Source organism: Streptosporangium nanhuense (assembly GCF_059358815.1).
The window spans coordinates 106730-130408 of sequence record NZ_JCADBG010000007.1 but is presented as its reverse complement, the minus strand read 5'-3'; the positions used below and the strand labels follow the sequence as shown (position 1 = coordinate 130408).

18 protein-coding genes and 1 riboswitch are annotated in these 23679 nt (G+C 70.2%); of the genes, 6 read left to right on the top strand and 12 right to left on the bottom strand.

Going from position 1 to position 23679, the window contains the following annotated elements; translation table 11 throughout:
• Nucleotides 1–23 precede the first annotated feature (23 nt).
• From AC5L38_RS15745 to disA, 4 genes are all read left to right on the top strand, one after another.
• Nucleotides 24–404 (top strand): MerR family transcriptional regulator, encoded by a 381-nt coding sequence (locus AC5L38_RS15745; RefSeq protein WP_495243527.1) that lies wholly within the window; start codon nucleotides 24–26, stop codon nucleotides 402–404.
• Complete coding sequence (gene trxA, locus AC5L38_RS15740) at nucleotides 401–715, top strand: thioredoxin (RefSeq protein WP_440103831.1); 315 nt, start codon at nucleotides 401–403, stop codon at nucleotides 713–715. Before AC5L38_RS15745 ends, trxA begins: the two co-directional genes overlap by 4 nt.
• Nucleotides 716–795: 80 nt before the next feature.
• Nucleotides 796–2199, top strand: a complete 1404-nt coding sequence (radA, locus tag AC5L38_RS15735) for a DNA repair protein RadA (RefSeq protein WP_495243526.1) — start codon at nucleotides 796–798, stop codon at nucleotides 2197–2199.
• Between the two features lie 231 nt (nucleotides 2200–2430).
• On the top strand, nucleotides 2431–3516 hold the full coding sequence (gene disA / locus AC5L38_RS15730; protein WP_495243525.1) for a DNA integrity scanning diadenylate cyclase DisA: 1086 nt from the start codon (nucleotides 2431–2433) through the stop codon (nucleotides 3514–3516).
• 29 nt (nucleotides 3517–3545) lie between these two features.
• Here the strand turns inward: disA and AC5L38_RS15725 are convergent, their stop codons facing one another.
• Nucleotides 3546–4217 carry a hypothetical protein gene (locus AC5L38_RS15725; protein WP_495243524.1) on the bottom strand — a complete coding sequence of 224 codons (672 nt, stop codon included), beginning with the start codon at nucleotides 4215–4217 and terminating at the stop codon, nucleotides 3546–3548.
• A 143-nt stretch (nucleotides 4218–4360) separates the two neighbouring features.
• On the opposite strand from AC5L38_RS15725, the gene AC5L38_RS15720 reads away from it, so the two are divergent.
• A complete protein-coding gene (locus tag AC5L38_RS15720) occupies nucleotides 4361–5236 on the top strand; it encodes an HhH-GPD family protein (RefSeq protein ID WP_495243523.1) in 876 nt (291 codons plus the stop codon).
• A gap of 27 nt (nucleotides 5237–5263) precedes the next feature.
• On the opposite strand, the gene AC5L38_RS15715 is transcribed toward AC5L38_RS15720, so the two are convergent.
• The 5 genes from AC5L38_RS15715 to AC5L38_RS15695 form a co-directional block, all read right to left on the bottom strand.
• On the bottom strand, nucleotides 5264–6214 hold the full coding sequence (locus AC5L38_RS15715; RefSeq protein ID WP_495243522.1) for a TIM barrel protein: 951 nt from the start codon (nucleotides 6212–6214) through the stop codon (nucleotides 5264–5266).
• 372 nt (nucleotides 6215–6586) lie between these two features.
• Nucleotides 6587–9094 (bottom strand): ATP-dependent Clp protease ATP-binding subunit, encoded by a 2508-nt coding sequence (locus tag AC5L38_RS15710; protein ID WP_389917842.1) that lies wholly within the window; start codon nucleotides 9092–9094, stop codon nucleotides 6587–6589.
• Between the two features lie 279 nt (nucleotides 9095–9373).
• The gene (locus tag AC5L38_RS15705; protein WP_389917844.1) at nucleotides 9374–9706 is read right to left on the bottom strand and encodes a histone-like nucleoid-structuring protein Lsr2; all 333 of its coding nucleotides are present in this window, start codon (nucleotides 9704–9706) and stop codon (nucleotides 9374–9376) included.
• Nucleotides 9707–10998: 1292 nt separating this feature from the next.
• Entirely contained in the window at nucleotides 10999–12186 is a 1188-nt protein-coding gene (locus tag AC5L38_RS15700) for an RDD family protein (RefSeq protein ID WP_495243521.1), read from the bottom strand.
• Between the two features lie 228 nt (nucleotides 12187–12414).
• A complete protein-coding gene (locus tag AC5L38_RS15695; RefSeq protein WP_495243760.1) occupies nucleotides 12415–12960 on the bottom strand; it encodes an amino-acid N-acetyltransferase in 546 nt (181 codons plus the stop codon).
• Nucleotides 12961–13441: 481 nt separating this feature from the next.
• A riboswitch (cyclic di-AMP (ydaO/yuaA leader) is annotated at nucleotides 13442–13588 on the top strand.
• A 5-nt stretch (nucleotides 13589–13593) separates the two neighbouring features.
• On the opposite strand from AC5L38_RS15695, the gene AC5L38_RS15690 reads away from it, so the two are divergent.
• Complete coding sequence (locus tag AC5L38_RS15690) at nucleotides 13594–14643, top strand: C40 family peptidase (RefSeq protein ID WP_495243520.1); 1050 nt, start codon at nucleotides 13594–13596, stop codon at nucleotides 14641–14643.
• Between the two features lie 146 nt (nucleotides 14644–14789).
• On the opposite strand, the gene AC5L38_RS15685 is transcribed toward AC5L38_RS15690, so the two are convergent.
• From AC5L38_RS15685 to AC5L38_RS15660, 6 genes are all read right to left on the bottom strand, one after another.
• Nucleotides 14790–14990, bottom strand: coding sequence for a helix-turn-helix domain-containing protein (locus tag AC5L38_RS15685; RefSeq protein ID WP_362873574.1), 201 nt, complete (start codon nucleotides 14988–14990; stop codon nucleotides 14790–14792).
• 1226 nt (nucleotides 14991–16216) lie between these two features.
• Nucleotides 16217–17719 carry a bifunctional lysylphosphatidylglycerol synthetase/lysine--tRNA ligase LysX gene (lysX, locus tag AC5L38_RS15680; protein WP_495243519.1) on the bottom strand — a complete coding sequence of 501 codons (1503 nt, stop codon included), beginning with the start codon at nucleotides 17717–17719 and terminating at the stop codon, nucleotides 16217–16219.
• Nucleotides 17720–17816: 97 nt separating this feature from the next.
• Nucleotides 17817–18599, bottom strand: coding sequence for a type III pantothenate kinase (locus tag AC5L38_RS15675; protein WP_344744003.1), 783 nt, complete (start codon nucleotides 18597–18599; stop codon nucleotides 17817–17819).
• Nucleotides 18599–21154, bottom strand: a complete 2556-nt coding sequence (locus AC5L38_RS15670) for an L-aspartate oxidase (RefSeq protein ID WP_495243518.1) — start codon at nucleotides 21152–21154, stop codon at nucleotides 18599–18601. The genes AC5L38_RS15675 and AC5L38_RS15670 overlap by 1 nt, the downstream gene beginning before the upstream one ends.
• 331 nt (nucleotides 21155–21485) lie before the next feature.
• On the bottom strand, nucleotides 21486–22313 hold the full coding sequence (gene panC, locus AC5L38_RS15665; protein WP_495243759.1) for a pantoate--beta-alanine ligase: 828 nt from the start codon (nucleotides 22311–22313) through the stop codon (nucleotides 21486–21488).
• A gap of 311 nt (nucleotides 22314–22624) precedes the next feature.
• Nucleotides 22625–23515, bottom strand: coding sequence for a Rossmann-like and DUF2520 domain-containing protein (locus tag AC5L38_RS15660; RefSeq protein WP_495243517.1), 891 nt, complete (start codon nucleotides 23513–23515; stop codon nucleotides 22625–22627).
• Nucleotides 23516–23679 lie beyond the last annotated feature (164 nt).

Sequence of the window (23679 nt, the reverse complement as noted above, 5' to 3'; positions counted from 1 at the left end):
CGTCGTCCCATGGGGAGGGCCGGATGCGGATCGGTGAGCTGGCGCGGCGTGCGGGTGTCAGCACCCGGGCGCTGCGCTACTACGAGCAGCAGGGGCTGATCACGGCCCGGCGCTCGGCCAACGGCTATCGGGAGTACGGGGAGGCGGACCTCAGGCTCGTCTCCGAGATCCGTTCGCTGCTCGCCGTCGGATTCACCCTGGACGACGCCCGCCCGTTCGTCGACTGCCTGCGGGCCGGGCACGACTCCGGGGGGTCGTGCCCGGAGTCCGTGGCCGTCTACCAGCGCAAGCTGGCGGAGATCGACGACGAGATCCGCGCGCTTCTCACCCGGAGGGCGGAGGTGGCGGCACAGCTGACCACGGCCTGCCCAGGATGCGTACTGAGGAAAGTGGGAGAGTCATGATCACATTGACCGCGGAGAACTTCGACGAGCAGGTGCTGCGGAGCGACAAGCCCGTCCTGGTCGACTTCTGGGCCGAGTGGTGCGGGCCGTGCAAGATGATCGCGCCGGTCCTGGCGGAGATCGAGGCCGAGTACGGCGACCGCGTCACGATCGCCAAGCTCAACGCCGACGACTATCCCGAGATCACGGCGAGGTACGGCGTCCTCGGCCTGCCGACGCTCAACCTCTACAAGGACGGCGAGGTGGTCCAGCAGATCAAGGGCGCCAAGCCCAAGCGCCTGCTCCTGGCCGACCTCGAAGGCCACATCTGACGGAGCGCGCGCCGCCCTTCACCCGGTACGACATCCCGTACCGGGTGAAAGTTGTCGGGCCCTGCCGGTAACGTGCGGCCATGGCGAAGAAGGCTGGTGGCTACCGCTGTGCCGAGTGCGGGTGGCAGACGGCCAAGTGGGTGGGGCGCTGCGGCGAGTGCCAGGCCTGGGGCACGGTCGAGGAGGAGACGGCGCCCGCGGGGGCGCGCGTGGCCTCCGCCGGGGCGGTGTCGGCACCGGCGGTGCCGATCGGCCAGGTCAAGGCCGAGGTGGCGCACGCGCGCGGCACCGGGGTCCCCGAGCTCGACCGGGTCCTCGGCGGCGGCCTGGTCCCCGGGGCGGTCGTGCTGCTGGCCGGTGAGCCCGGCATCGGCAAGTCGACCCTCCTGCTGGAGGCCGCGGCCAAGATCGCACGCCAGCAGACGGTCCTCTACATCACGGGCGAGGAGTCGGCCGCCCAGGTGCGGATCAGGGCCGATCGGATCGGCGCGATCCAGGACCGCCTCTACCTGGCCGCCGAGACCGACCTGGGCGCGCTGGTCTCGCACGTCGAGAAGGTCCAGCCCGACCTGCTCATCGTCGACTCGGTGCAGACGATCGGCTCCACCCAGGCGACGGGCGTGCCGGGCGGGGTGACCCAGGTCAGGGAGGTCGCGGGAAACCTGGTGCGGCTGGCCAAGGAGCGCGGCATGTCCACCGTGCTGGTCGGCCACGTCACCAAGGAGGGCTCGATCGCCGGTCCCCGGACCCTGGAGCACCTGGTCGACGTCGTGCTCCACTTCGAGGGCGACCGCCACTCCCGGCTCCGCCTGGTCCGCGCGATCAAGAACCGGTACGGCCCGGTCGACGAGGTCGGCTGCTTCGATCTTCACGAGAGCGGCATCGAGGGCATCACCGACGCCAGCGGCCTGTTCGTCTCCCACCGCACCGACCCGGTGCCCGGCACGTGCGTCACGGTCACCCTGGAGGGCACCCGGCCGCTGCCCGCCGAGGTCCAGGCGCTGGTCGCCAGGACCGAGGCGCAGCAGCCGCGCCGCTCCTCCTCGGGCCTCGACACCTACCGGGTGACGATGGTCCTGGCCGTGCTGGAGCGGCGGCTCAACGCCAAGCTGGGCGGGTGCGACGTCTTCACCGCCACCGTCGGGGGGATCAAGCTCAGCGACCCCGCGGTCGACCTGTCGGTGATGCTGGCGGTCGCCAGCGCGGCCGGCGACAAGGCGCTGCCCTCCGGCCTGGTGGTGCTCGGCGAGGTGGGCCTGGCCGGGGAGCTGCGCCCGGTGCGCGACGTGCGGCGCCGCCTGTCGGAGGCCGCCCGGCTGGGCTTCACCCGGGCGCTGGTCCCCGCGGGCTCCCTCGACACGGGCAAGAGGCGCAACGGCGACAACTCCCTGGTCCCCGTGGCCGGCCGCGGGGCGCCCTTCGCGCCCGGGTTCGACGTCGTCGAGGCGGAGAACGTCTGGGACGCCCTCACCCACGTCACCTGAGCCTCCCGCGACCGGCCGCACCGGCGCGGCGCGTCACGGGAGCCGCATGAGACACGGGTGGCGACCCAGCGCCGGTGCGGCGCGTCACGGGAGCCGCATGAGACACGGGTGGCGATCCAGCGCCGGTGCGGCGCGTCACGGGAGCCGTACGGCGCGTGGCATCCACCGATTCCGGGCCGCGCGGGGTCTTCGCCGGTAAGCTGAGCGTTATACGCAGACCACGGGGGTCATGTGGCAGCAACCTACAAAGGGCTCGACGAACGCCGCCGGGCCGTCCTGGCCGCGGTCGCACCGGGCACCGCTCTGCGCGACGGGCTGGAGCGCATTCTCCGCGGGCACACGGGTGGCCTGATCGTGCTGGGGTACGACGGCACGGTCGAGGAGATCTGCAGCGGCGGCTTCGAGCTGGACGTCGAGTTCTCCGCGACGCGGCTGCGCGAGCTGGCCAAGATGGACGGCGCCATCGTGCTCAACGCGGGCGATCTGCGGATCGTGCGCGCGGCCGTTCACCTGATGCCCGATCCCTCCATTCCCACCGACGAGTCCGGCACCCGCCACCGCACCGCCCAGCGCGTGGCCCTGCAGACGTCGCTGCCGGTCATCTCCCTCAGCAAGTCCATGCGGATCATCGCCCTCTACCTCGACGGCATCCGCTACGTGGTGGAGGAGTCGGCGGTCATCCTGTCCAAGTCCAACCAGGCCCTGGCCACGCTGGAGCGCTACAAGCTCCGCCTGGACGAGGTCTCCGGCACGCTCTCGGCGCTGGAGATCGAGGACCTGGTGACGGTCCGCGACATCGCGGTGGTCGCCCAGCGGCTGGAGATGGTCAGGCGCATCTCCGAGGAGATCGCGGGTTACGTGGTCGAGCTCGGCACCGACGGCCGGCTGCTCTCCCTGCAGCTGGACGAGCTCGTCGCCGGCACCGAGAGCGACCGCGAGCTGATCGTGCGCGACTACCTGCCCGTGGCGGGCCGGCGGCCGCGCAAGTTCGCCGAGGCGCTGCACGAGCTCGACCAGCTCTCCTCCGCCGAGTTGCTCGACCTCTCGGTCGTCGCCCAGATCCTCGGCCACTCGGGCAACGACGCCCTGGAGACCCCGGTGAGCCCCCGGGGCTACCGCCTGCTGGCCAAGGTCCCGCGCCTGCCGAACACGGTGGTCGACCGCCTCGTCGACCAGTTCGCCAGCCTGCAGAAGCTCCTGGCCGCCAGCATCGGCGAGCTCCAGGAGGTGGGCGGGGTGGGCGAGGCCAGGGCCCGCCACATCCGCGAGGGCCTGTCCCGGCTGGCGGAGTCGTCCATCCTGGAACGCTATGTCTGAGGCCCCCTGCCGGGCGGGACCCTCGGCGGCTACCTGAGGTGGAAGACGGCCTTGCGGCTCCTCAGGCCCGGGGCGTGGACCACCGCGACGTAGGTGCCGGGCAGGGCGGCGGCGCGGTCGGCGGCGCAGTCGTCACCGGACCGGCGACGGTCCCACACCAGCTCCTTGACGTACGGGATGCCGCGGTTGAGCTCGCGGACGTTGGCGGCCTCGCCGCTGACGCAGTCGGAGGAGGACCACACGCGGTCGTCGCCGGAGGTGATGCGCACCTCCAGGGCGCGCGGCCCCACGTCGGTGGTGCACATCACCTTGCCGACGTTGACGAGGGTGAGGATGAACCGGGGCCGGATGCCCGCCGGGTAGATCGTCCCCTGACCCTCCATGCTCAGCACGAGCTGCGGGGAGGCGCAGGCCTCGCCGGGCCTCCTGGGCCTGGCGGACACCTTGGCCGTCCCCGGCGAGGGCGTCGGGCTCGCGGACGGCGAGGGGACGACCGTCACGGTCGGCAGGACGGCCAGCAGCGGGTCCGGGGTCTCCTGCCGGGCCGCCGCGTTCCTCTCCCTGACGTCGTCCGGCCCGCTCGTCGACGAGCAGGCCCACGCCACGACGGCGACCACCACGAGCACACCGACGAGCGCGGCCATCCGGCGCCGCCAGTAGACGTCGACTCCGATATCGCTACGGAACGTGTCGGGATCCATACGCTCAGTATGGTTAGTCCTCGCGGGCCACAGCAGGCGACCCGCCGCTTCCGGCCTGTTTCGGCCTCGGGGCTCGGGGCGGCGACGGGCGAAGGACGGTGAAGACGGGCCAAGGGTGCCCGAGGCCGCACTATCGTCGAAAGGTGCCCGAGTCGAACCGCTTACTCGAACCCGTCCTCGACTGGTACGCCGGCAACGCCCGCGACCTTCCCTGGCGGACGCCCGGCGCCTCCCCGTGGTCGATCCTGGTCAGCGAGATCATGCTGCAGCAGACCCCGGTGGTCAGGGTGCTGCCCGTCTGGACCGAGTGGATGGAACGCTGGCCCACGCCCGCCTCGCTCGCCCGCGAGTCCCCTGGCGAGGCCGTACGCCACTGGGGTCGCCTCGGCTACCCCCGCCGGGCACTGAACCTGCACGCGTGCGCCCGCGCGATCACCGAGCGGCACGGCGGCGAGGTCCCCACGGAACACGACGCCCTGCTCGCGCTTCCCGGCGTCGGCGAGTACACCGCCGCCGCGGTCGCCAGCTTCGCCTTCCAGGGCCGCCACGCGGTCCTCGACACCAACGTGCGGCGGGTCCTGGCGCGGGCCGTCAGCGGCCTGGAGTACCCGCCGAAGGCCACCACGCCCGCCGAGCGCAAACTGGCCGCCTCGCTGCTCCCCGACCCCGCCCGCGCCCCCGTCTGGGCCGTCGCCGTCATGGAGCTGGGCGCCCTGGTCTGCACCGCCCGCGCCGCCCGCTGCGCCGACTGCCCGATCAGCGACCTGTGCGCCTGGCGCCTGGCGGGCAAGCCGGCCTACGACGGCCCGGCGCGCAAGGGCCAGACGTACGCGGGGACGGACCGCCAGTGCCGTGGCCGCCTGCTCGCGGTGCTGCGCCAGGCCCACGGCGCCGTGCCCAAGAAGGCCCTCGACGTGGTCTGGGACGACGCCCCGCAGCGCGAGCGCGCCCTGGACGGCCTGGTGGCGGACGGCCTGGCCGAGGTCCTCGACGACGGCGCCTACCGCCTCCCCGGCTGAGCCGGGCGGACCGGCGGGCGAGGGAGGTCAGGCGGCGAGGCGCAGCCCGAGGGCGGTGAGGCTGGTGCGAGCCCAGTCGAGCTCCTCGGCGATCATGCTGACCAGGGCGCCGGGGCCCCTGGTCCTCACGGGCACGGCCAGATCGTGGGTCTCCACCTCGATGTGCGCGGTGCCGTTCACCGCGCCGGAGAGCATCGCGGTGAGGGTGTCCTCCAGCACCGGGCGGGTGCTGGGCAGCTCCTGGCAGGCGGCGGCCATGTGGTTGTGCACGTGGCCGAGCTTCACGACCGGGGCTCCGGTGTCCGCCAGGCCGCGCAGGGCGGCTCCGGGCTCCTCAGAGCCGCCCGCGAGGTAACAGGCGTCCAGGCAGATCCCGAGGTGCTCGGAGTCGATGCCGCCCACCCGGTCGAGGGCCTGCTTGGTGGTCTCCAGCACGCATCCGGGCCACGGCTCGAAGCCGACCCTGATCGTCTTGCCGGTGACGCTGTGCAGCCCGCGCAGCTCGCGGGCGAGGCGCTCCAGCCGCCGTGAGGCGATCGAGTGCAGGTCGGCCGGCCAGTCGCGGCGCCAGCCGATGGGGATGGTGGAGATGCTCCCGAACCGGACGTCCTGCGGGAGCAGGAAGGCCAGGATCTTGGCCAGGGCCATCGTGTAGCGGTAGCGCTCGGGCTTGGCCCAGTCGGGACCGGGGACCTCCTGGTTCCTGCCGCCGGTGCCGTTGAGGCTGACGACCTCCAGGCCGCGCTCCTCGAGGGAGCGGCGCAGGCGCACCAGCTCGATCCGGTCGGCGGTGAGGTGGTCGGCGACGCTCGGGGAGAGCCAGAGGCCGACCCCCATGCGCTCCACCCCGAGGCGCTTGCGCACCGGCACCGCGTACCGCGTCAGGTGCGCGATGAGGTTCTCCAGATCCTCGGCGGGGTGCACGCCCGCGTTGTAGGCCAGGTGAACGAGCGTCCCGTCCTCGTGCCGTAAACGCATGCGTGCCTCCAAGGCGTACTTTCCGTGTAAGCGTCCCCGATGGCCCCGCGCCGGTCGTCGAAGACGGCGTGAGCCGGAGCTCTTCTGTCGGGAGCCCGACCATCCTCCGAAGCATCCCGCGCGGGCACCGACCTCCGCGTCACTCCCGGAGCTGATTCCTCGGTACGTCGCCAGGCTGACCCCGACACCGCTCCCACCGCGGTTCGTACGACATTGAGATCGTCTGACGGGATTGAGCGAGCTCGCTCTACAGAGTGTAGTACTACCTGCCGTGGCGAGATACCGTCTTTAGTAACAAATAAGCAGACCCCGCCGTGAGTCTCCTCACGGCGGGGTCTGCTCCCTGCCTGATCAGGCCATGCCCGGTCGGTCCTAGTTCTGGATCGGCTCCGCGATGGCGGCGGCCGAGTCGGGAACCTGGGCGACCGGCGCGTTCTCACCGATGAAGGTGAACTTCGCGTTCTCGCCCTCGCCCTCGATGCCGATCTTCACGATCTGGCCGGGACGGAGCTCGCCGTACAGGATCTTCTCGGACAGGGTGTCCTCCAGCTCGCGCTGGATCGTACGACGGAGCGGGCGGGCGCCCATCACCGGGTCGTAGCCACGGTCGGCCAGCAGCTGCTTGGCCTCCTGCGTGAGCTCCATCCCCATGTCGCGGTCCTTCAGACGCAGGCCCACCTGGGCCAGCATCAGGTCGACGATGCGGATGATCTCCTTCGGCGTGAGCTGGTGGAAGACCACGATGTCGTCGACACGGTTGAGGAACTCGGGCCGGAAGTGTTGCTTGAGCTCCTCCTGGACCTTGGACTTCATCCGGTCGTAGTTGGACTCGGCGTCGTTGTTCTTCGCGAAGCCGACGCCCTGACCCTTGGAGATGTCGCGGGTGCCGAGGTTCGTCGTCATGATGATGACGGTGTTCTTGAAGTCGACCACCCGGCCCTGGGCGTCGGTCAGGCGACCGTCTTCCAGGATCTGCAGCAGCGAGTTGAAGATGTCGGGGTGGGCCTTCTCGATCTCGTCGAACAGGACGACCGAGAACGGCTTGCGCCGCACCTTCTCCGTCAGCTGCCCGCCCTCCTCGTACCCGACATAGCCGGGAGGCGAGCCGAACAGGCGGGAGACGGTGTGCTTCTCCATGAACTCCGACATGTCCAGCATGATCAGCGCGTCCTCGTCCCCGAACAGGAACTCGGCCAGCGCCTTGGACAGCTCGGTCTTACCGACACCGGACGGGCCGGCGAAGATGAACGAGCCACCCGGACGGCGCGGGTCCTTCAGACCGGCGCGCGTACGGCGGATCGAGCGGGACAGACCCTTGATGGCGTCGTCCTGGCCGATGATCCGCTTGTGCAGCTCGTCCTCCATGCGGAGCAGTCGCTGGGACTCCTCCTCGGTGAGCTTGAAGACCGGGATGCCGGTGGCGGTCGCCAGGACCTCGGCGATGAGCTCCTCGGTGACCTCGGCGACGACGTCCATGTCGCCGGCCTTCCACTCCTTCTCGCGGCGCTCGCGCTTGAGCTGGAGCTGCTTCTCCTGGTCGCGCAGCGCGGCGGCCTTCTCGAAGTCCTGCGCGTCTATCGCGGACTCTTTGTCGCGCCGCACGTTGGCGATCTTCTCGTCGTACTCGCGAAGGTCCGGCGGCGCGGTCATGCGGCGGATGCGCATGCGCGAGCCGGCCTCGTCGATGAGGTCGATCGCCTTGTCGGGCAGGAACCGGTCGCTGATGTAGCGGTCGGCCAGCTGGGCGGCGGCCACCAGGGCGCCGTCCGTGATGGAGACGCGGTGGTGCGCCTCGTAGCGGTCGCGCAGGCCCTTGAGGATCTCGATCGTGTGGCTGAGGCTGGGCTCGGCCACCTGGATCGGCTGGAAGCGCCGCTCGAGCGCCGCGTCCTTCTCCAGGTGCTTGCGGTACTCGTCGAGGGTGGTGGCCCCGATGGTCTGCAGCTCGCCTCGGGCCAGCATCGGCTTCAGGATGCTGGCGGCGTCGATCGCGCCCTCGGCGGCACCCGCGCCGACGAGCGTGTGGAGCTCGTCGATGAACAGGATGATGTCGCCTCGGGTGCGGATCTCCTTGAGGACCTTCTTCAGCCGCTCCTCGAAGTCACCGCGGTAGCGGGAACCCGCCACCAGTGCGCCCAGGTCGAGGGTGTAGAGCTGCTTGTCCTTGAGGGTCTCGGGCACCTCGCCCTTGACGATCTTCTGGGACAGGCCCTCCACGACGGCGGTCTTGCCGACGCCGGGCTCCCCCACCAGGACCGGGTTGTTCTTGGTCCTGCGGGACAGGACCTGCATGACCCGCTCGATCTCCTTCTCCCGGCCGATGACCGGGTCGAGCTTGCCCTCGCGAGCGGCCTGGGTCAGGTTGCGGCCGAACTGGTCCAGCACAAGGGAGGTCGACGGCGCGGCCTCGGTCGGACCGCCCGCGGCGGCCGGTTCCTTGCCCTGGTAGCCGTGGAGCAACTGGATGACCTGCTGGCGGACCCGGTTGAGATCGGCCCCCAGCTTCACCAGCACCTGGGCCGCGACGCCCTCGCCCTCACGGATGAGGCCGAGCAGGATGTGCTCGGTGCCGATGTAGTTGTGTCCTAGTTGCAGGGCTTCGCGGAGCGAAAGCTCAAGGACCTTCTTGGCACGCGGGGTGAACGGAATGTGCCCCGACGGCGCAGACTGACCCTGGCCGATGATCTCCTCGACCTGCTGACGCACACCTTCAAGACTGATGCCGAGGCTCTCCAGAGCCTTGGCGGCAACGCCTTCACCTTCATGGATCAAGCCAAGAAGAATGTGCTCCGTACCGATGTAGTTGTGGTTGAGCATCCGGGCCTCTTCTTGGGCCAGGACGACAACCCGCCGTGCGCGGTCGGTGAACCTCTCGAACATCTCGTCGCTCCTCACAGAGCGGTCAGGCAGGTCCGGGATATCCGAGCCCTGTCATCCCGCATGGTAGCCCCGACCCGGCGACCGCTCTATGCAGAAGACGTTCCCCGAGAGCAGGGCGTTCACCCTCCATCCAACTACTTACGAGGGGCGGGATGTTCCCGCTACGCCGCAAGCGAACGACGTTTGTCTGTCGGCGAAACGCATCATGCGGTCATGGCCGCCACCGGACCCCACCGTGACCGCCATAACCGCATGATTCACTCGATCCACTGAGCCGATCTAGTGAGCCCGCTCGTACTCTTCGACGATCTTGGAGGCGATTCGACCGCGCTCGCTGACATTAAGGCCGTGAGCCTTCGCCCACGCCCGGATGTCGGCGCTCTTCTCTCGCGTGAGCGCCCGCGCTCCGCCTGCGCGGCGGCGACGGGGAGCCAGGGCGCCGGACCGGCGGGCGCTCTGCACGAAAGGCGACAGGGAGTCACGGAGCTTCTTCGCGTTAACGTCACTCAGGTCAATCTCATAGCTGGTGCCGTCAATCGCGAAGGCGACAGTCTCATTGGCCTCGCCCCCATCGAGGTCGTCGATGAGAATCTCCTGGATCTGCTTGGCCATCTACACAATCCTTTCGCGGGTATTGTTTCATTCGCAAGCTAAACATATACCCGCGATCGAAGAGCGGCAATTCCAGGAGCCCGGCGATTCTCACAGGCAACCGAGACTCGCAGTCGAGCCTCCCGTGGATCAGCTCTTCTGCGACTCGGGGTCGGGTCGTTTTGCCGGACGTCGGCCGACGGCTTCACTCCGAAGTAGCTTGACAACTCCGAAGATGAAGGCCCCGCCGACGACCGCCGGGGGTATCAACGCGGACAATACGTCGTACATTCGTCCTCGCTCCGCACCGTGGGTGGCTTTCTGGGGACCATGGAAATGTGGCGGCGACTCCTGGGCCGCGCAGGCACGCCCGATCGGTCTGGAACCGCCCACAGATGACCATAGCGCCACCGGCCGGCGACGCGCGTCAGCAGGGGCGACCATGTCCGTCTCTCTCCAGCCTAATGCTTCTCTCCAGCCGCCTTACCGGTTGCGGCCGTAAAGCCGTGAGGAAAAACCAACAGGACGATCGGGTGATCATCACCGTCGCGGTAATACCAATGCCAGGCGGGTTCGCGGCCGCCGCGCCGTCGAGCTCCCCGCGCCGAAACCCCTGGTGGAGGGGTCGGCCGGGCTGGACGAAGAGCACCTCGCCGTGGAACCGGAGATCGCCGCGAGCGGGTTCAACACGGGAATACCCGCCGTCGGCGGAACACCCGGACGGAGAGCCGCTCGCTTCATCACCCCGGTGTGAGCCGATGTGACGCAAGCGTATGGAACAAGACGGATCTTCAACACTTTCTCGCCAAGAGTACGACCCGCTCTGGCACGGAGTACATAGTCGTAGACCGTATAACCACCAAACACGATGGCCCCCTCGGACAACCCCGCCAACACCACGCGCCTCCGATCCGGGTCCGTAAGAAGGCCTTCACCGCCTGTCCTGAACGCGCGGCGGAAGGCGAAGAAGAGAATCCGGCACGAGATCGCCGAGGATGCCGGAGGCGCGCCGGGCCGACCATTCGGTGAGTAGTGCGCGAACCCCCGACGGCGGTGGATCCGGCATTGACGCCCCATAGGAGACCCACGGGCGCCGGTGGGCCCGTTGTGGGCACCGTACGCGAATATTCCGGTGGGCGGGGCGAGACTCGGTCATAAGTTGCCCCGCGTTGCTCAGGACGCGGCAAATGGTTTCGCGCTTCCGCGGCCCCCGGACCCCGAGACCCATACGCGGCCCCTAAGGCCCCCCGTTTTCTCACCCGTACGCGAAAACGGGGCCGGCGGTTCAACCGCCGGCCCCGTTATTCAGGGAACTACTTGATCTTGACGACGACCGTCCCGGCCACCTTGTCGTGCAGAGCCTGCTGCAGCGGCTTGTCCCACAGCAGCCACAGCACGTTCACGAGACTGAAGATGTAGACGATGTAGTTCAGGAACGGCACCCAGGTCAGGAACTGCGGACCGTAGAGCACCCCGGCGCGCTTGACCGCCACGTCGGAGCTGAGCCCGCCGGGCGGCAGGGCGCCGCCGACCGGCACGACCTTGATGCCCATGACCATCTTGCCGACCGTCTGCCCGCCCCTGCTGAGCATGAAGAACTCATAGGCGAAGTAGATCCCCGCGGTGATCAGCGTGATGAGGAGAGTCGACAGGAACAGGCCGCCGGCCTCCGTGACCTCGCCCGTCTCGGTGTTGAAACTGGGCAACGTCACGAGCATGCTGGTCAGCACCGCGCTGATGATGAACGTCGGGATCGCCAGGATGACCCCGTCGACGATCCTCGCCACCAGGCGCTGCCACCACTCGGCGAGCGGGGCCGGGGCCCCGGGAGGACCGCCGTACGGCTGGCCGTAGCCCTGCTGCCCGTACGCGGGCTGCTGGCCGTAACCCTGCTGCCCGTAGTCGGGCTGCTGGCCGTAGCCCTGCTGGCCGTACTGCTGCTGGCCGTAGTCGGGCTGCTTGCCGTACGGCTGCTGGCCGTAGTCGGGCTGCTGGCCGTAACCGGGCTGGGGCTGCTGCCCGTAGCCGGGCTGCTGCTGGCCGTAGCCCGGCTGCTGACCGTAACCCTGGTCGGGGGTGGGCTGCTGGCCGTAGCCGGGCTGCTGCCCGTACGCCCCCGTCCCACCCTGCTGACCGTACGCGCCGGTCCCGCCCTGCTGGCCGTAACCCTGGTCGTGGGTGGGCTGCTGGCCGTAGCCGGGCTGCTGCCCGTACGCCCCCGTCCCACCCTGCTGACCGTACGCGCCGGTCCCGCCCTGCTGGCCGTAACCCTGGTCGTGGGTGGGCTGCTGGCCGTAGCCGGGCTGCTGCCCGTACGCCCCCGTCCCACCCTGCTGACCGTAACCCTGCTGCTGGCCGTAGCCCTGCTGCCCGTAGTCGGGCTGCTGGCCGTAACCCTGCTGCTGGCCGTACCCCTGCTGCCCGTAGCCCTGCTGGCCGTAACCGGGCTGGCTCTGTCCTGGGCCGGTGTTCGGCTGTGAGGCCTCCGACCGATATCCCACGACTGTCACGTCGGGATCGAGTTCGTTGGGGGCTCGACCCGCGTTGTGCTGTCCGTAATCCGGCTGTCCCGACGGTGTGCGATCGCGGTCGGGATCATCCTGTCGATACGGCGGCTGTCCGGTGCTCACCGCGTCACCTCACTTAGACTGCGCATGTGGCAAATGTCAGACGCACATGCATGCTGCAGCACAAGGTATCGACATAGGTATCAACAGTCACCTTTCCGATCAGTCAGCTCTAAAGTCATCAGAGTCGGGCTCACGTGTCAGATGTAGCAGCATCCGGGTGTTTCCCAAGGTGTTGGGCTTGACGTGTTCCAGATCGAGGAACTCCGCCACACCCTCGTCGTAGGAGGCGAGAAGTTCCGCGTAGACCTCCGGCGCGACGGGTGTGCCCTGGATTTCCCGGAATCCGTGCCGGGCGAAGAAGTCGACCTCGAAGGTCAGGCAGAAGACCCGGCGCAGCCCGAGCTCGGCGGCCGTGCGAATGAGCGCGGAGACGATCCGGTGGCCGATTCCCAGCCCCCTGCGGGTCGGATCGACGGCGACGGTGCGGATCTCGGCCAGATCCTCCCAGAGGACGTGCAGGGCCCCGCAGCCGATCACCGCCCCCTCCGCGTCGGTGGCGACCCAGAACTCCTGGACGTCCTCGTACAGGGTCACGGTGGCCTTCGCCAGCAGGCGCGGGCCGGCACCGCCGTAGGTGTCGACGAGCCGCCTTATCGCGCGGACGTCCGGGGTGCGTGCGCGGCGGACGGCGACCTCGGCGATCACGGCGACCTCGGTGGTCCCGGCGACCTCGGGACCCGTCCCGGCCTCCGGCGCGCCCCGCTCCGCCTCCGTGGATCCGGCACGCCGCTCCCCGCCGCCGGGGGCGCTGACGACCGGCACGGGAGAATGCTCAGCAAGCTGCTCCATGACCGTTCAGCGTACGTCCTCACCGGTCTTTAATTACGGCTCATCCTTAACTCGCAGCTCGCAGGCCGCACATGACCGTTGGCGATCGCTTTACCACTCTCGGTACGCGGCGCCTCCCGTGTGCCGCAACTCACCTTTGGCACGGTCCCGGACCTGGGAGGACCTCTCGTCCCACCCGTCACACCGAAGGCAAAGCCTGCGTAACGGCTATGTTGATCATATTGAGGTGTGATCTTTTCGTGACACCTCAGTTGCGAAACCTCTACTGAATTCGCAGTTCTGGTTGAGCATGAACCACGGGTGCACTAATCTCCGTGCTCGATGTCAGAGACGTAAAAAGCCTGACCCGCCGAATCCCCCCGCGCGGGGAACCAGGGACCCACCACGTCCTCCGGGGTGAATCCGAGTGCCACCGGCGCACCCGGTAGGGCTGCCTCCGGCCCGAACCCGTCAGCTAACCCGGTAGGCGGCCGAGAGAGGAGCCCGTTGGTGAAGCGCACGCGCGACCTCGGAGGAAAGCAGGCGGGTCACGACACCCGCGATCGAGAACGCGCGCCGCGAGGGCTGCGCCGTCGCATGGCGGTCATCGGCCTGGCATTCGCCACCCTGACCCTCGGCACCCCGCTGGTGTCCGCCACCGCGGACCCCGAGCCCAGCCTCCAGCAGCTGGCCAAGCAGGCCGAGAAACTGCACCAGGAGATCGGCACCCTCGCGGAGCGCTACAACGGCGAGCGGGTCAAGCTCAGGCAGGCCCAGCGGGCCGCGGAGAGCGCCAAGAAGATCCTCGCGTCGAGCGAGTCGGAGCTGGCGTCCCGCCGCACCAAGGCCACCCTCCTGGCGCAGAGCACCTACATGTCGGGCGGCCTGAACTCCGGGCTCGCCTTCACGCAGGCCACCGATCCCGACACCTTCCTCGACCAGGCCACCACCAACTACGCGCTCCAGCAGCAGCAGAGCGAGGAGCTCGCCCAGGTGAGCCGGGCGATCGAGGCCGCCGAGCGGGCCCAGGCCAGTGCCAAGGCCAGGACGACGGAGGTCAAGAAGCTCCTGGCGGAGATCGACGGCAACCGGACCAAGATCGAGCGGCTGGTCGACCGGGTCGAGAGCGACCTGTTCAGCGAGGTGCGCACCAGGGCCGTCAGCAACAGGGGTGCCCGGGTCAAGACGAACGTGCCCATCGTGGGCAGCGGCAAGGGCGCGGAGGCCGCCCGCTGGGCGCTCACCCAGCAGCTGAAGCCGTACGTGTGGGGCGCCGAGGGGCCCAACTCCTTCGACTGCTCCGGCCTGGTCATGTGGGCCTACCAGAAGGTCGGCATCAGCCTGCCGCACTACACCGGCGACCAGTGGACCGCGGGCACCCACGTCTCCAGGAACGAGCTGCGCCCCGGCGACCTGGTCTTCTTCTACAGCGACCTGCACCACGTCGGGATCTACATCGGCGCGGGCCTGATGGTCCACGCGCCCCGGACGGGTGACGTCATCCACATCGCCACGATCGACAACCGGCCCTTCGCCGGAGGCGTCCGCATCGCCGCCTGAGCCGTCTTCCGGCCTGAGCGGTGCGGGCGTCCCTGCCGGCTCGCACGCGTGTCCGGCCCGACCTGCCGGACCGGAGTGGTGTGGCCTGTCCTGCCTGCCGGCTCGCACGCGTGTCCGGCCCGACCTGCCGGACACGCGGCGACGCGTCAGATCAGGCGACGGCGAGCCGCCCAGGCCACGGCCTCGATCGCCGTGGCGACGCCGATGCGGTCGCAGATGCCTCTCAGCCTGCGCCTCACCGTCCGGCCACTGATGTCGAGGCGACGCCCTACCCGATCGACGGTGACACCCTTGGCGAGCTCAGCCAGCAGCACGAGGTCGTCGTCACTGAGACCGATTTCGCTCATGCCCAGGGGGCTGTCGCCATGGCGTGAATCCACTTCTGGATATGCCATCAAGAGTCACTCCCCCCACTCTGGAAACCGGGTGCGAGACGCCGGAAATGAATACCGTCCGCCAGGAACGGTAAACGCCTTGTTCAAAGGTCGTCAAGTTCCGCTCTTCATAGCGTGCGTCCAGTATTGACATAGCAGGCGCTACGTGAAGTACTCATGATATGTCAGTGCCTTTGCGGCTATGTCATGATCGAGCCCAGGCACGAGCCGGCAAGCACCCCCTGGCTGCGACGATCGAAGTCCCGGCAGAACAAGGTTTCGCCGGAACCACCGTCTCGCCGGACACTCCGAAGCCGATCCCCCGGGGATCCCGGCCCGCCCGTATTTTCCGGCAAAAATTGATCTCTTCCCCGCGCTCTCCGGCGACCATGCCTCACCGCCTTGACCACACGCCACGGAAAACGCGGAAATATGAGGGTCAAGGGCGAGGCTTTGCGGCATTCGCGAAGTACCGCGCAACGGCGGACCGTCGGGCGATATTGGACATACTGGAAAGGGATATCTGCACCATGCGGAAAAGCGTCCGGTATTGCGCGGAAGCAGTGGAGCCGGTGGAACCACGGGCCCGGCGACCGTTTCCCACCCACCGGATCCGCCCCGACGCCCCGGGCGCTTCCACGGGGAACCGTCCCGATCCGTGAGACTCCGCGAGGGTGATTCGCCCCGGCGCCCCGAGACGATTCTCCTACGAGGACGGCCAGGAGACGGTGGGGGAACCGCTGCGGCGTGACCCGGCCGCGCGCAGCTCACGCTCCGTTTCGTACCCATTTGTACCCACCGGCGCGAGACCGCGCGGGACGCCGATCGGCGAGGTGGGACGGTGACGGGGCCGCTCGGCGGGAGTGGGCGGGGTGAGGGCGCCGCTCGGCGGGAGCGGGACGGTGACGCTCGGCGCGGCGCCGCGCGGCCTGGCCCGGCTCGGCTCGGCCCGGCGCGGCCCGGCCCGGCGCGGCCCGGCGCGGCCCGGCGCGGCCGATCAGGCTCTCCGGGCGCTCCTCGACCCCGACGTCCCGAGCGGTGAACAGGGCCGCCCCGGCCTCGGCACAGGGGCGCCCCCGCCTGGGAACACACCGTCGCCGGGAGGCGGACAGCCCCTCATGGCGGTGGCGCCGGGCCGGGGAGTCCCCGGCCCGGCGCCACCGCAGAAGGAAGATCGTCCTTCCGTGCCGCCCGCCTGCTCAGGCGGTCGGCTTGACCAGCGGGAACAGGATGGTCTCGCGGATGTTCTTGCCCGTGAAGGCCATGATGAGGCGGTCGATGCCGAGGCCCATGCCACCGGTGGGCGGCATCGCATATTCCAGGGCAGTGAGGAAGTCCTCGTCAAGCTGCATGGCCTCGACGTCGCCGCCCGCGGCGAGCATGGACTGCTCGGTGAGACGGCGGCGCTGCTCGATCGGGTCGTTCAGCTCCGAGTAGCCGGTGCCCAGCTCGGTGCCGAAGCCGATCAGGTCCCACTTCTCGGTGAGGAGCGGGTTGTCCCGGTGGATGCGGGCCAGCGGGGAGGTCTCCAGCGGGTAGTCCATGACGAACGTGGGCTGGACGAGCGTGTGCTCGACGAGGGCCTCGAAGATCTCCTGGACCAGCTTGCCCTGGCCCCACTTGGCGTCCCAGTGGATCTCCCGCGCGTCCGCGAGCTTGCGGACGTGCTCCAGGGGCGTCTCGGTGGTGACCTCCTCGCCCAGTGCCTCGGAGACCGACCCGTACAGGGTGATCCGCGGCCACTTCGCCAGACCGAGGTCGATCTCCTGGCCCTGGTGGACGACCACGGAGTGGCCGAGAGCGGCCAGCACGGCCTTCTGGATCATCCGCTGGGTCAGGTCGGCGATGTCGTTGTAGTCGAGGTACGTGCCGTACGCCTCCAGCATCGTGAACTCGGGGTTGTGCGTGGAGTCCGCGCCCTCGTTGCGGAAGTTGCGGTTGATCTCGAAGACCTTCTCCAGCCCGCCGACCACCAGCCGCTTGAGGTAGAGCTCGATCGCAATGCGGAGGTAGAGCTCCATGTCGTACGCGTTGATGTGGGTCTTGAAGGGCCTGGCCGTGGCTCCGCCGTGGATCGGCTGGAGCATCGGCGTCTCGACCTCCAGGTAGCCCTCCTCGTGCCAGAAGTCGCGGACGGCCCGGACCACGGCGCTGCGCGTGTGAGCGAGCTTCCTGGCCTCGTCGTTGACGATGAGGTCGACGTAGCGCTGGCGGACCCGCGCCTCGGGGTCGGTGAGCCCGGCGTGCTTCTCCGGCAGCGGGCGCAGGCACTTGGAGGTGATCGCCCAACGGTCGGCGAGGATGGACAGCTCGCCCCTGCGGGAGGTGATCACCTCACCCTCGATGCCCACGTGGTCGCCGAGGTCGACGTCGCGCTTCCACGCGGCCAGGGACTCCTCGCCCACCTTGTCCAGGGAGATCATGACCTGGAGGTCGCCGGAGCCGTCGCGGAGGGTGGCGAAGCAGAGCTTGCCGCCGGTCCTGGACAGCATCACGCGGCCGGTGACGCCCACTTTGTCGCCCGTCGCGGTGTCAGCGGAGAGATCAGCGTATTTCTGGCGGATCTCGTCGTTGGTCGCGGTGCGCGGGAAGTTCACCGGGTAGGGGTCGACGTCCTCGGAACGGAGGCGGTCGAGCTTCTCCCGGCGCACGCGCATCTGCTCGGGCAGATCCTCGGCGGGATTCGTCACGTCATCGGTCACAGTTCCAAAGGGTACCGATGCGGCGAACCCCGTGAGTTCGCCGGTCGCGCGGCACGGGAAGGGGTGTTCTCCCGTGCCGCGACGTGCCGCGGTGTCCTCAGGGGGCGTTGCGGTGGTAGATCAGCCGCAGGCCGATCAGCGTGAGCCAGGGCTCGTGCATGTCGATCGAGCGTGCCTCGCTGACCACGAGCGGCGCCGCGCTGCCGGTGGCGACCACGGTGACGTCGTCGGGGTCGGCGGCGAGCTCGGCCGCCATCCGCTCGACGATCCCGTCCACCTGACCGGCGAAGCCGTAGATGATGCCGGCCTGGAGCGCCTCGACGGTGTTCTTGGCGATCACCGAGCGGGGGCGGATCAGCTCCACCTTGTGCAGCTGCGCCCCGGCCGCGGCGAGCGCGTCCACCGAGATCTCGATGCCGGGGGCAGTCACCGCGCCGACGTACTCCCCCTTGGCGGAGACGGCGTCGAAGGAGGTCGCGGTCCCGAAGTCGACGATGACGCACGGCCCGCCGTACAGCTGGATGGCCGCCAGCGCGTTGACGATGCGGTCGCTGCCGACCTCCTTCGGGTTGTCCATCCGGACCGGCACCCCGGTGCGGACCCCGGGCTCGACGATCACCGCGTTCACGTCGCCGTAGTAGCGGCGGCACATCTCGCGCATCTCGTTGAGCACCGAGGGGACGGTGGAGCAGATCGCGATGCCGTTGACGTCGGCGCCCTTGAGCAGTGGCGACTGCCCGAGCAACCCCTGGAGCACGACGGCGATCTCGTCCGCCGTACGCCGGGCGTCCGTGGCGATCCGCCAGTGCTCGATGACGTCCTCACCCTCGAAGAGCCCGAGAACGGTGTGGGTGTTGCCGACGTCGATGGCAAGCAGCATCAATTCCCCCGAAGGTCCAAGGCGATGTCCAGCGCCGGTGCCGAGTGCGTGAGCGCGCCCACGGCAAGGTAGTCAACACCTGTTTCGGCCACGTCACGAGCGACCTGGAGGGTGAGCCCCCCGCTGGACTCCAGCCGCGCCCGGCCGTCCACGAGCCGTACGGCCCGTGCCAGCTCCTCGACGGTGAAATTGTCCAACAGGATCTCCTCCGCTCCCTCCGCCAGCACCGGCTCGATCTGGTCGATCCGATCGACCTCGACCTCGATCGGCAGGCCGGGGTAGGCGTCACGGACAGCCCGGAACGCCTCGGCGACCCCGCCGGAGGCCACCACGTGATTGTCCTTGATCAGCGCGGCGTCCGAAAGCGACATCCGGTGATTGGTTCCGCCGCCGCACCGGACGGCGTACTTCTCCAGGGCGCGCAGTCCGGGCAGCGTCTTGCGGCTGTCCCTGATCCGGGCCCCGGTCCCCTCGACGGCCAGGACCCAGCGGCCGGTCAGGGTCGCGATGCCCGACAGGTGGGTGAGCAGGTTGAGCGCGGTGCGCTCGGCGGTCAGCAGGTCCCGGGTGGGGCCGGTGACGGTCATCAGCACGTCGCCCCGGACGACGCGCTCACCGTCCTTGACCCTGCGCTCGGTCACCAGGCGGCCCTGGCCGAGGTGGGAGAACGCGCCCTCGGCCACGGCCAGTCCCGCGACCACGCCGTCCTCGCGGGCCACCACGTCGGCGGTGGCGGTCTGGTCGGCGGGGATGGTGGCCAGGCTGGTGACGTCGCCCGCCTCCCGCAGGTCCTCGGCCTCGGCCGCCCGCAGGATCGCGGCCACCGCCGCCGGGTCCAGGCCCGCCTCGATCAGGTCGCTCTCCACCTGGGCCGGCAGCCCGGTCGCGCGCCGCCCGTGCGGTACGTAGGTCATGGCGGGTCCCTCCGCTGTCAGGGTGGTGTCGAGGTGGCCCAGCCACCGGTCGTCGTCGCGCTCGGGAAAGTCCTCCCGCCAGTGCGAGCCCCGGGTCTCCCGGCGTTCGCGGGCGGCCGCCACGAGCGCGGAGGCGACCGTCAGCAGGTTGGTGGTCTCCCAGGACTCGGTACAGGGCTCGACCGCCACCGGGGTCCACCTGAGGTTCATCAGGGCCCTGGCGACCTCTCCCAGGGACTCCTGGCCGCGCAGCACGCTCGCCCCCCGGCTCATGTGCGCCTGGATCCTGCTGCGGGCCCTGGGGTCGATCAGGCCGGTGGGCCGGTCGTCGGGAACGGGCTCACTCGCCACGGACGTCGTGTTCTCGGCGCGGGCGGCCCGTACGGCGTGGATGTCGGCGGCGATGCGCCCGGCGAAGACCAGGCCTTCGAGCAGGGAGTTGGAGGCCAGCCGGTTGGCGCCGTGCACGCCGGTGCACGCGACCTCGCCGCACGCGTACAGGCCGGGCACGCTGGTACGGCCGCGCAGGTCGGCGCGCACGCCACCGCTGGCGTAGTGGGCGGCGGGCGCGACGGGGACGAGCTGGGTGACCGGGTCGATGCCGTGCTCCAGGCAGACCGCGTGGATCGTCGGGAAGCGGGTGCGCCACTTCTCCTCACCGAAGTGGCGGGCGTCGAGATAGACGTGGTCGGCGCCGGTGGCGCGCATCCGCCGCATGATCGCCTTGGCCACGACGTCGCGGGGGGCGAGGTCGGCGAGCTCGTGGACGTCCCGCATGAACGGGGTGCCGTCCGCGTCGACCAGCACCGCGCCCTCGCCCCTGACCGCCTCGGAGACCAGCGGCTGCTGGCCGGTGGAGTCCTCGCCGAGCCACAGGACGGTCGGGTGGAACTGGACGAACTCCAGGTCCCTGACGACGGCTCCCGCGCGCAGCGCGAGCGCCACCCCGTCGCCGGTGGAGACGACGGGGTTGGTGGTGGCGGCGTAGACCTGGCCCATGCCGCCGGTGGCCAGCACCACGGCCCCGGCCGTGACAGCGCCCACCCCGTCGCGCTCGCCCTCGCCCATGACGTGCAGGGTCACCCCCGCGGTACGGCCCTCGGCGTCCTTGAGGAGGTCGAGGACGAGCGCGTGCTCGATCACCTCGATGTCCGACTCCGCGACGGCCTGGACGAGTGCCCGCTGCACCTCGGCCCCGGTGGCGTCGCCGCCCGCGTGCACGATGCGGTCGCGCCGGTGGCCGCCCTCCCTGGTGAGCTGGAGCGTCCCCGTGGCGTCGGTGTCGAACCGGGCCCCCACCGCGATCAGGCCGCGCAGCGCGCCGGGCCCCTCCGTCACCAGGACCCGGACGGCCTCCTCGTCGCAGAGGCCGACCCCGGCGACGAGCGTGTCGGACAGGTGCTCCTCGGGGGTGTCCCGCGGGTCGAGCACGGCGGCGATGCCGCCCTGGGCCCAGCGGGTCGAGCCGGACGACAGGACGTCCTTGGTGACGACCAGGACCTTCGCCCCGGGTTCGAGGGCGGCGTACCGCAGCGCCAGGGTGAGGCCGGCGACGCCGGAGCCCACCACGACCACGTCCGCCCGTACCGTCCAGCCCGGAGCGGGAGCGGTCAACCTCTGGGGAATGGCCGGGATGCTCATAGCCGCCTCCTCGCGGGGTTCATTAGAGGCCGTTCATTTCGTCAGTGTGACGATAACGCGGCCCGCGAAGCGGCTGTTCCCCGGGGTGGGACATTTCACCCGATCATTGAAATAACAGCAGCTTGGGGACGTACGCGACAGCCCACCGGTCACCAACCGGCATCGGCCGCCCACCGGCCGCCCACCGGCCACCGCCAGCCACCAGCCGTCCACCACCCACCGGCCACCGCTCACCGGTCGCCGTCAGCCGCCCACCCCGCCACCGCCGGCTGTCAGCCGCCCACCGCCTACCGCTACCGCCCACCGGCCCTCACCGGCAAGCGGCCCGGAGTCAGCCGGTGGCGAGCGTGACGTTGTCGATCAGCCTGGTGGAGCCCACCCTGGCGGCCACCGCGAGGATCGCCTCGCCCGCGTGGTCGTCGCCGACCTCCGCGAAGGTCGCGGGGTCGACCAGGACCAGGTAGTCGAGCGCCAGCGACGGCTCGGCCTCCAGGACGGCGAGCGCGGCCCGGCGGATCTCGGCGGGGACGCGCCGCGCGGACCCGGCCGTCAGGGCGCGGGACAGGGCCAGGGCCGTCACCCGGTCCTCCGCCGACAGGTAGCGGTTGCGGCTGGACAGCGCCAGGCCGTCCGGCTCGCGGACCGTGGGCCCGCCGACGATCGAGACCGGCAGGTTCAGGTCGGCGACCATCCTGCGGATCACCGCGAGCTGCTGGGCGTCCTTCTGCCCGAACACCGCCACGTCCGGCTGGACCAGGTTGAACAGCTTCAGCACCACGGTCAGCACGCCGTCGAGGTGGCCGGGCCGAAACTCCCCCTCGACGACCGATCCCATCCCTCCCGCGGAGACGCCGACCTGCCTGTCCGGCAGGTACATGTCCTCGGCCGAGGGGGCGAACACCACGCTCACCCCCTCGGCCTCGCAGATCTCGACGTCGGCGTCGAACGTACGGGGATAGCGGGAGAAGTCCTCGGTGGGCCCGAACTGGAGCGGGTTCACGAAGATGCTCACCGCCACGTGCGCGGCCCTCTCGCGGGCCAGCCGGATGAGCGAGCGGTGGCCCTCGTGCAGCGCGCCCATGGTCGGCACGAGCGCGAGCGCGTTCCCCCCCGAGGAGGCGCCCGCGCCGATCCCCAGTGTCTCGCGGGCCTTGAGCAGCCCTGCGCGGTCGTCCGCCACGATCACTGGAACCTCCCGGGGGTCCTCCGGCTCCCGGGCCGGAGAGGAATGACGGTCATCGGAATCCGCCGGTATCCGCCGGTCGCCTTCGCCGGGCGGATCCGGCTCACCGGATCAGCTAACCGGATCGGGTCGCCGGAGCGGGCACCGGGTCGGGCATCAGGTCCGGCATCGGGGCGGCACAGCGAGACCCTGGGACCGCGCCCCGCCTCCCGGGCCGCTCTCGTGCCCCACGGGCGCTCAGGGCCGCCCGCCGCCTCCTGCGCCACTCTCGTGTCCACCATGGCCACTCAGGTCCATATGTTGCCGCCCAGGGCGTCCAGGAGGCGCTCCGCGGCCTCCGGCTTGAGCAGCCCGGCCGCCAGCGCCCGGTCGGCGGTGAGCCTGGCGAGCGCCACATAGGCGTCCGCCGCCTCGGGGGCGGCGAGGATCAGCGCGTCCACGTGCCTGCGGACGGTCCCGGCGTCGCCGCGCACCACCGGGCCGGTCAGCCCGGCGATGCCGAGCCTCAGCACGTTCTCCAGGGCCGCGCCGAGCAGCGGGCCGAGCATCCGGCCCGGCTGCTCCACGCCGATCCTCTCCAGCAGCTCCGAGGACTCCGCGACAAGCGTCACCATGTGGTTGGCCGCCTGCGCCAGCGCCGCGTGGTAGAGCGGCCGGTCCTCGTCGGCGATCCAGACCGGCTCGCCCTCCATCTCGATGACGAGGGCCTCGGCCACCGGGCGGAGCGGGTCGGGAGCGGTCACCCCGTAGGAGATCCCGGTGAGGCGGCGCAGGTCGTCGTCGCGGCCGGTGAAGGTCATCACGGGGTGCAGCGCCAGCGGCAGCGCCCCGGCCTTGATCGCCGGGTTCAGCACGGCCAGGCCGTACGCGCCGCTGGTGTGGGCCACCAGCTTGCCGCGCAGATCGGCGCCGGTCTCGATCAGGCCGGAGACCAGGCCGGGCAGCACGTCGTCGGGGACGGTCAGCAGGACGAGGTCCGCACCGGCCACCACGTCCTCGGGCCGGGTGGGGACGAGCCCGAGCCGCTCGACCGCCCGCTCCCTGGAGGCGTCGGAGACACCGCTCGCCGCCACCACCCGGTGTCCCGCCCTGACGAGCGCGGCGCCGAGCGCCGAACCGACCCTGCCCGCTCCAACCACTCCGACGGCCAGCCGTGCCGGGCGATCGACTGCGTCCATGACGTCCCGTCCTTCGACCATGTGGGGCTCCGTGCCCGATTGACCAGCGTAACGGGCCAGGCCGTCGTAACCGCGGCAAGCCGCGTCTTCGGTAGCGGTCGGTAGCGGAGGCGGGGCTCTCCCCGAGCGGCCCGGACGGGCGAAGCGGGAGCGTAAGGGACCCG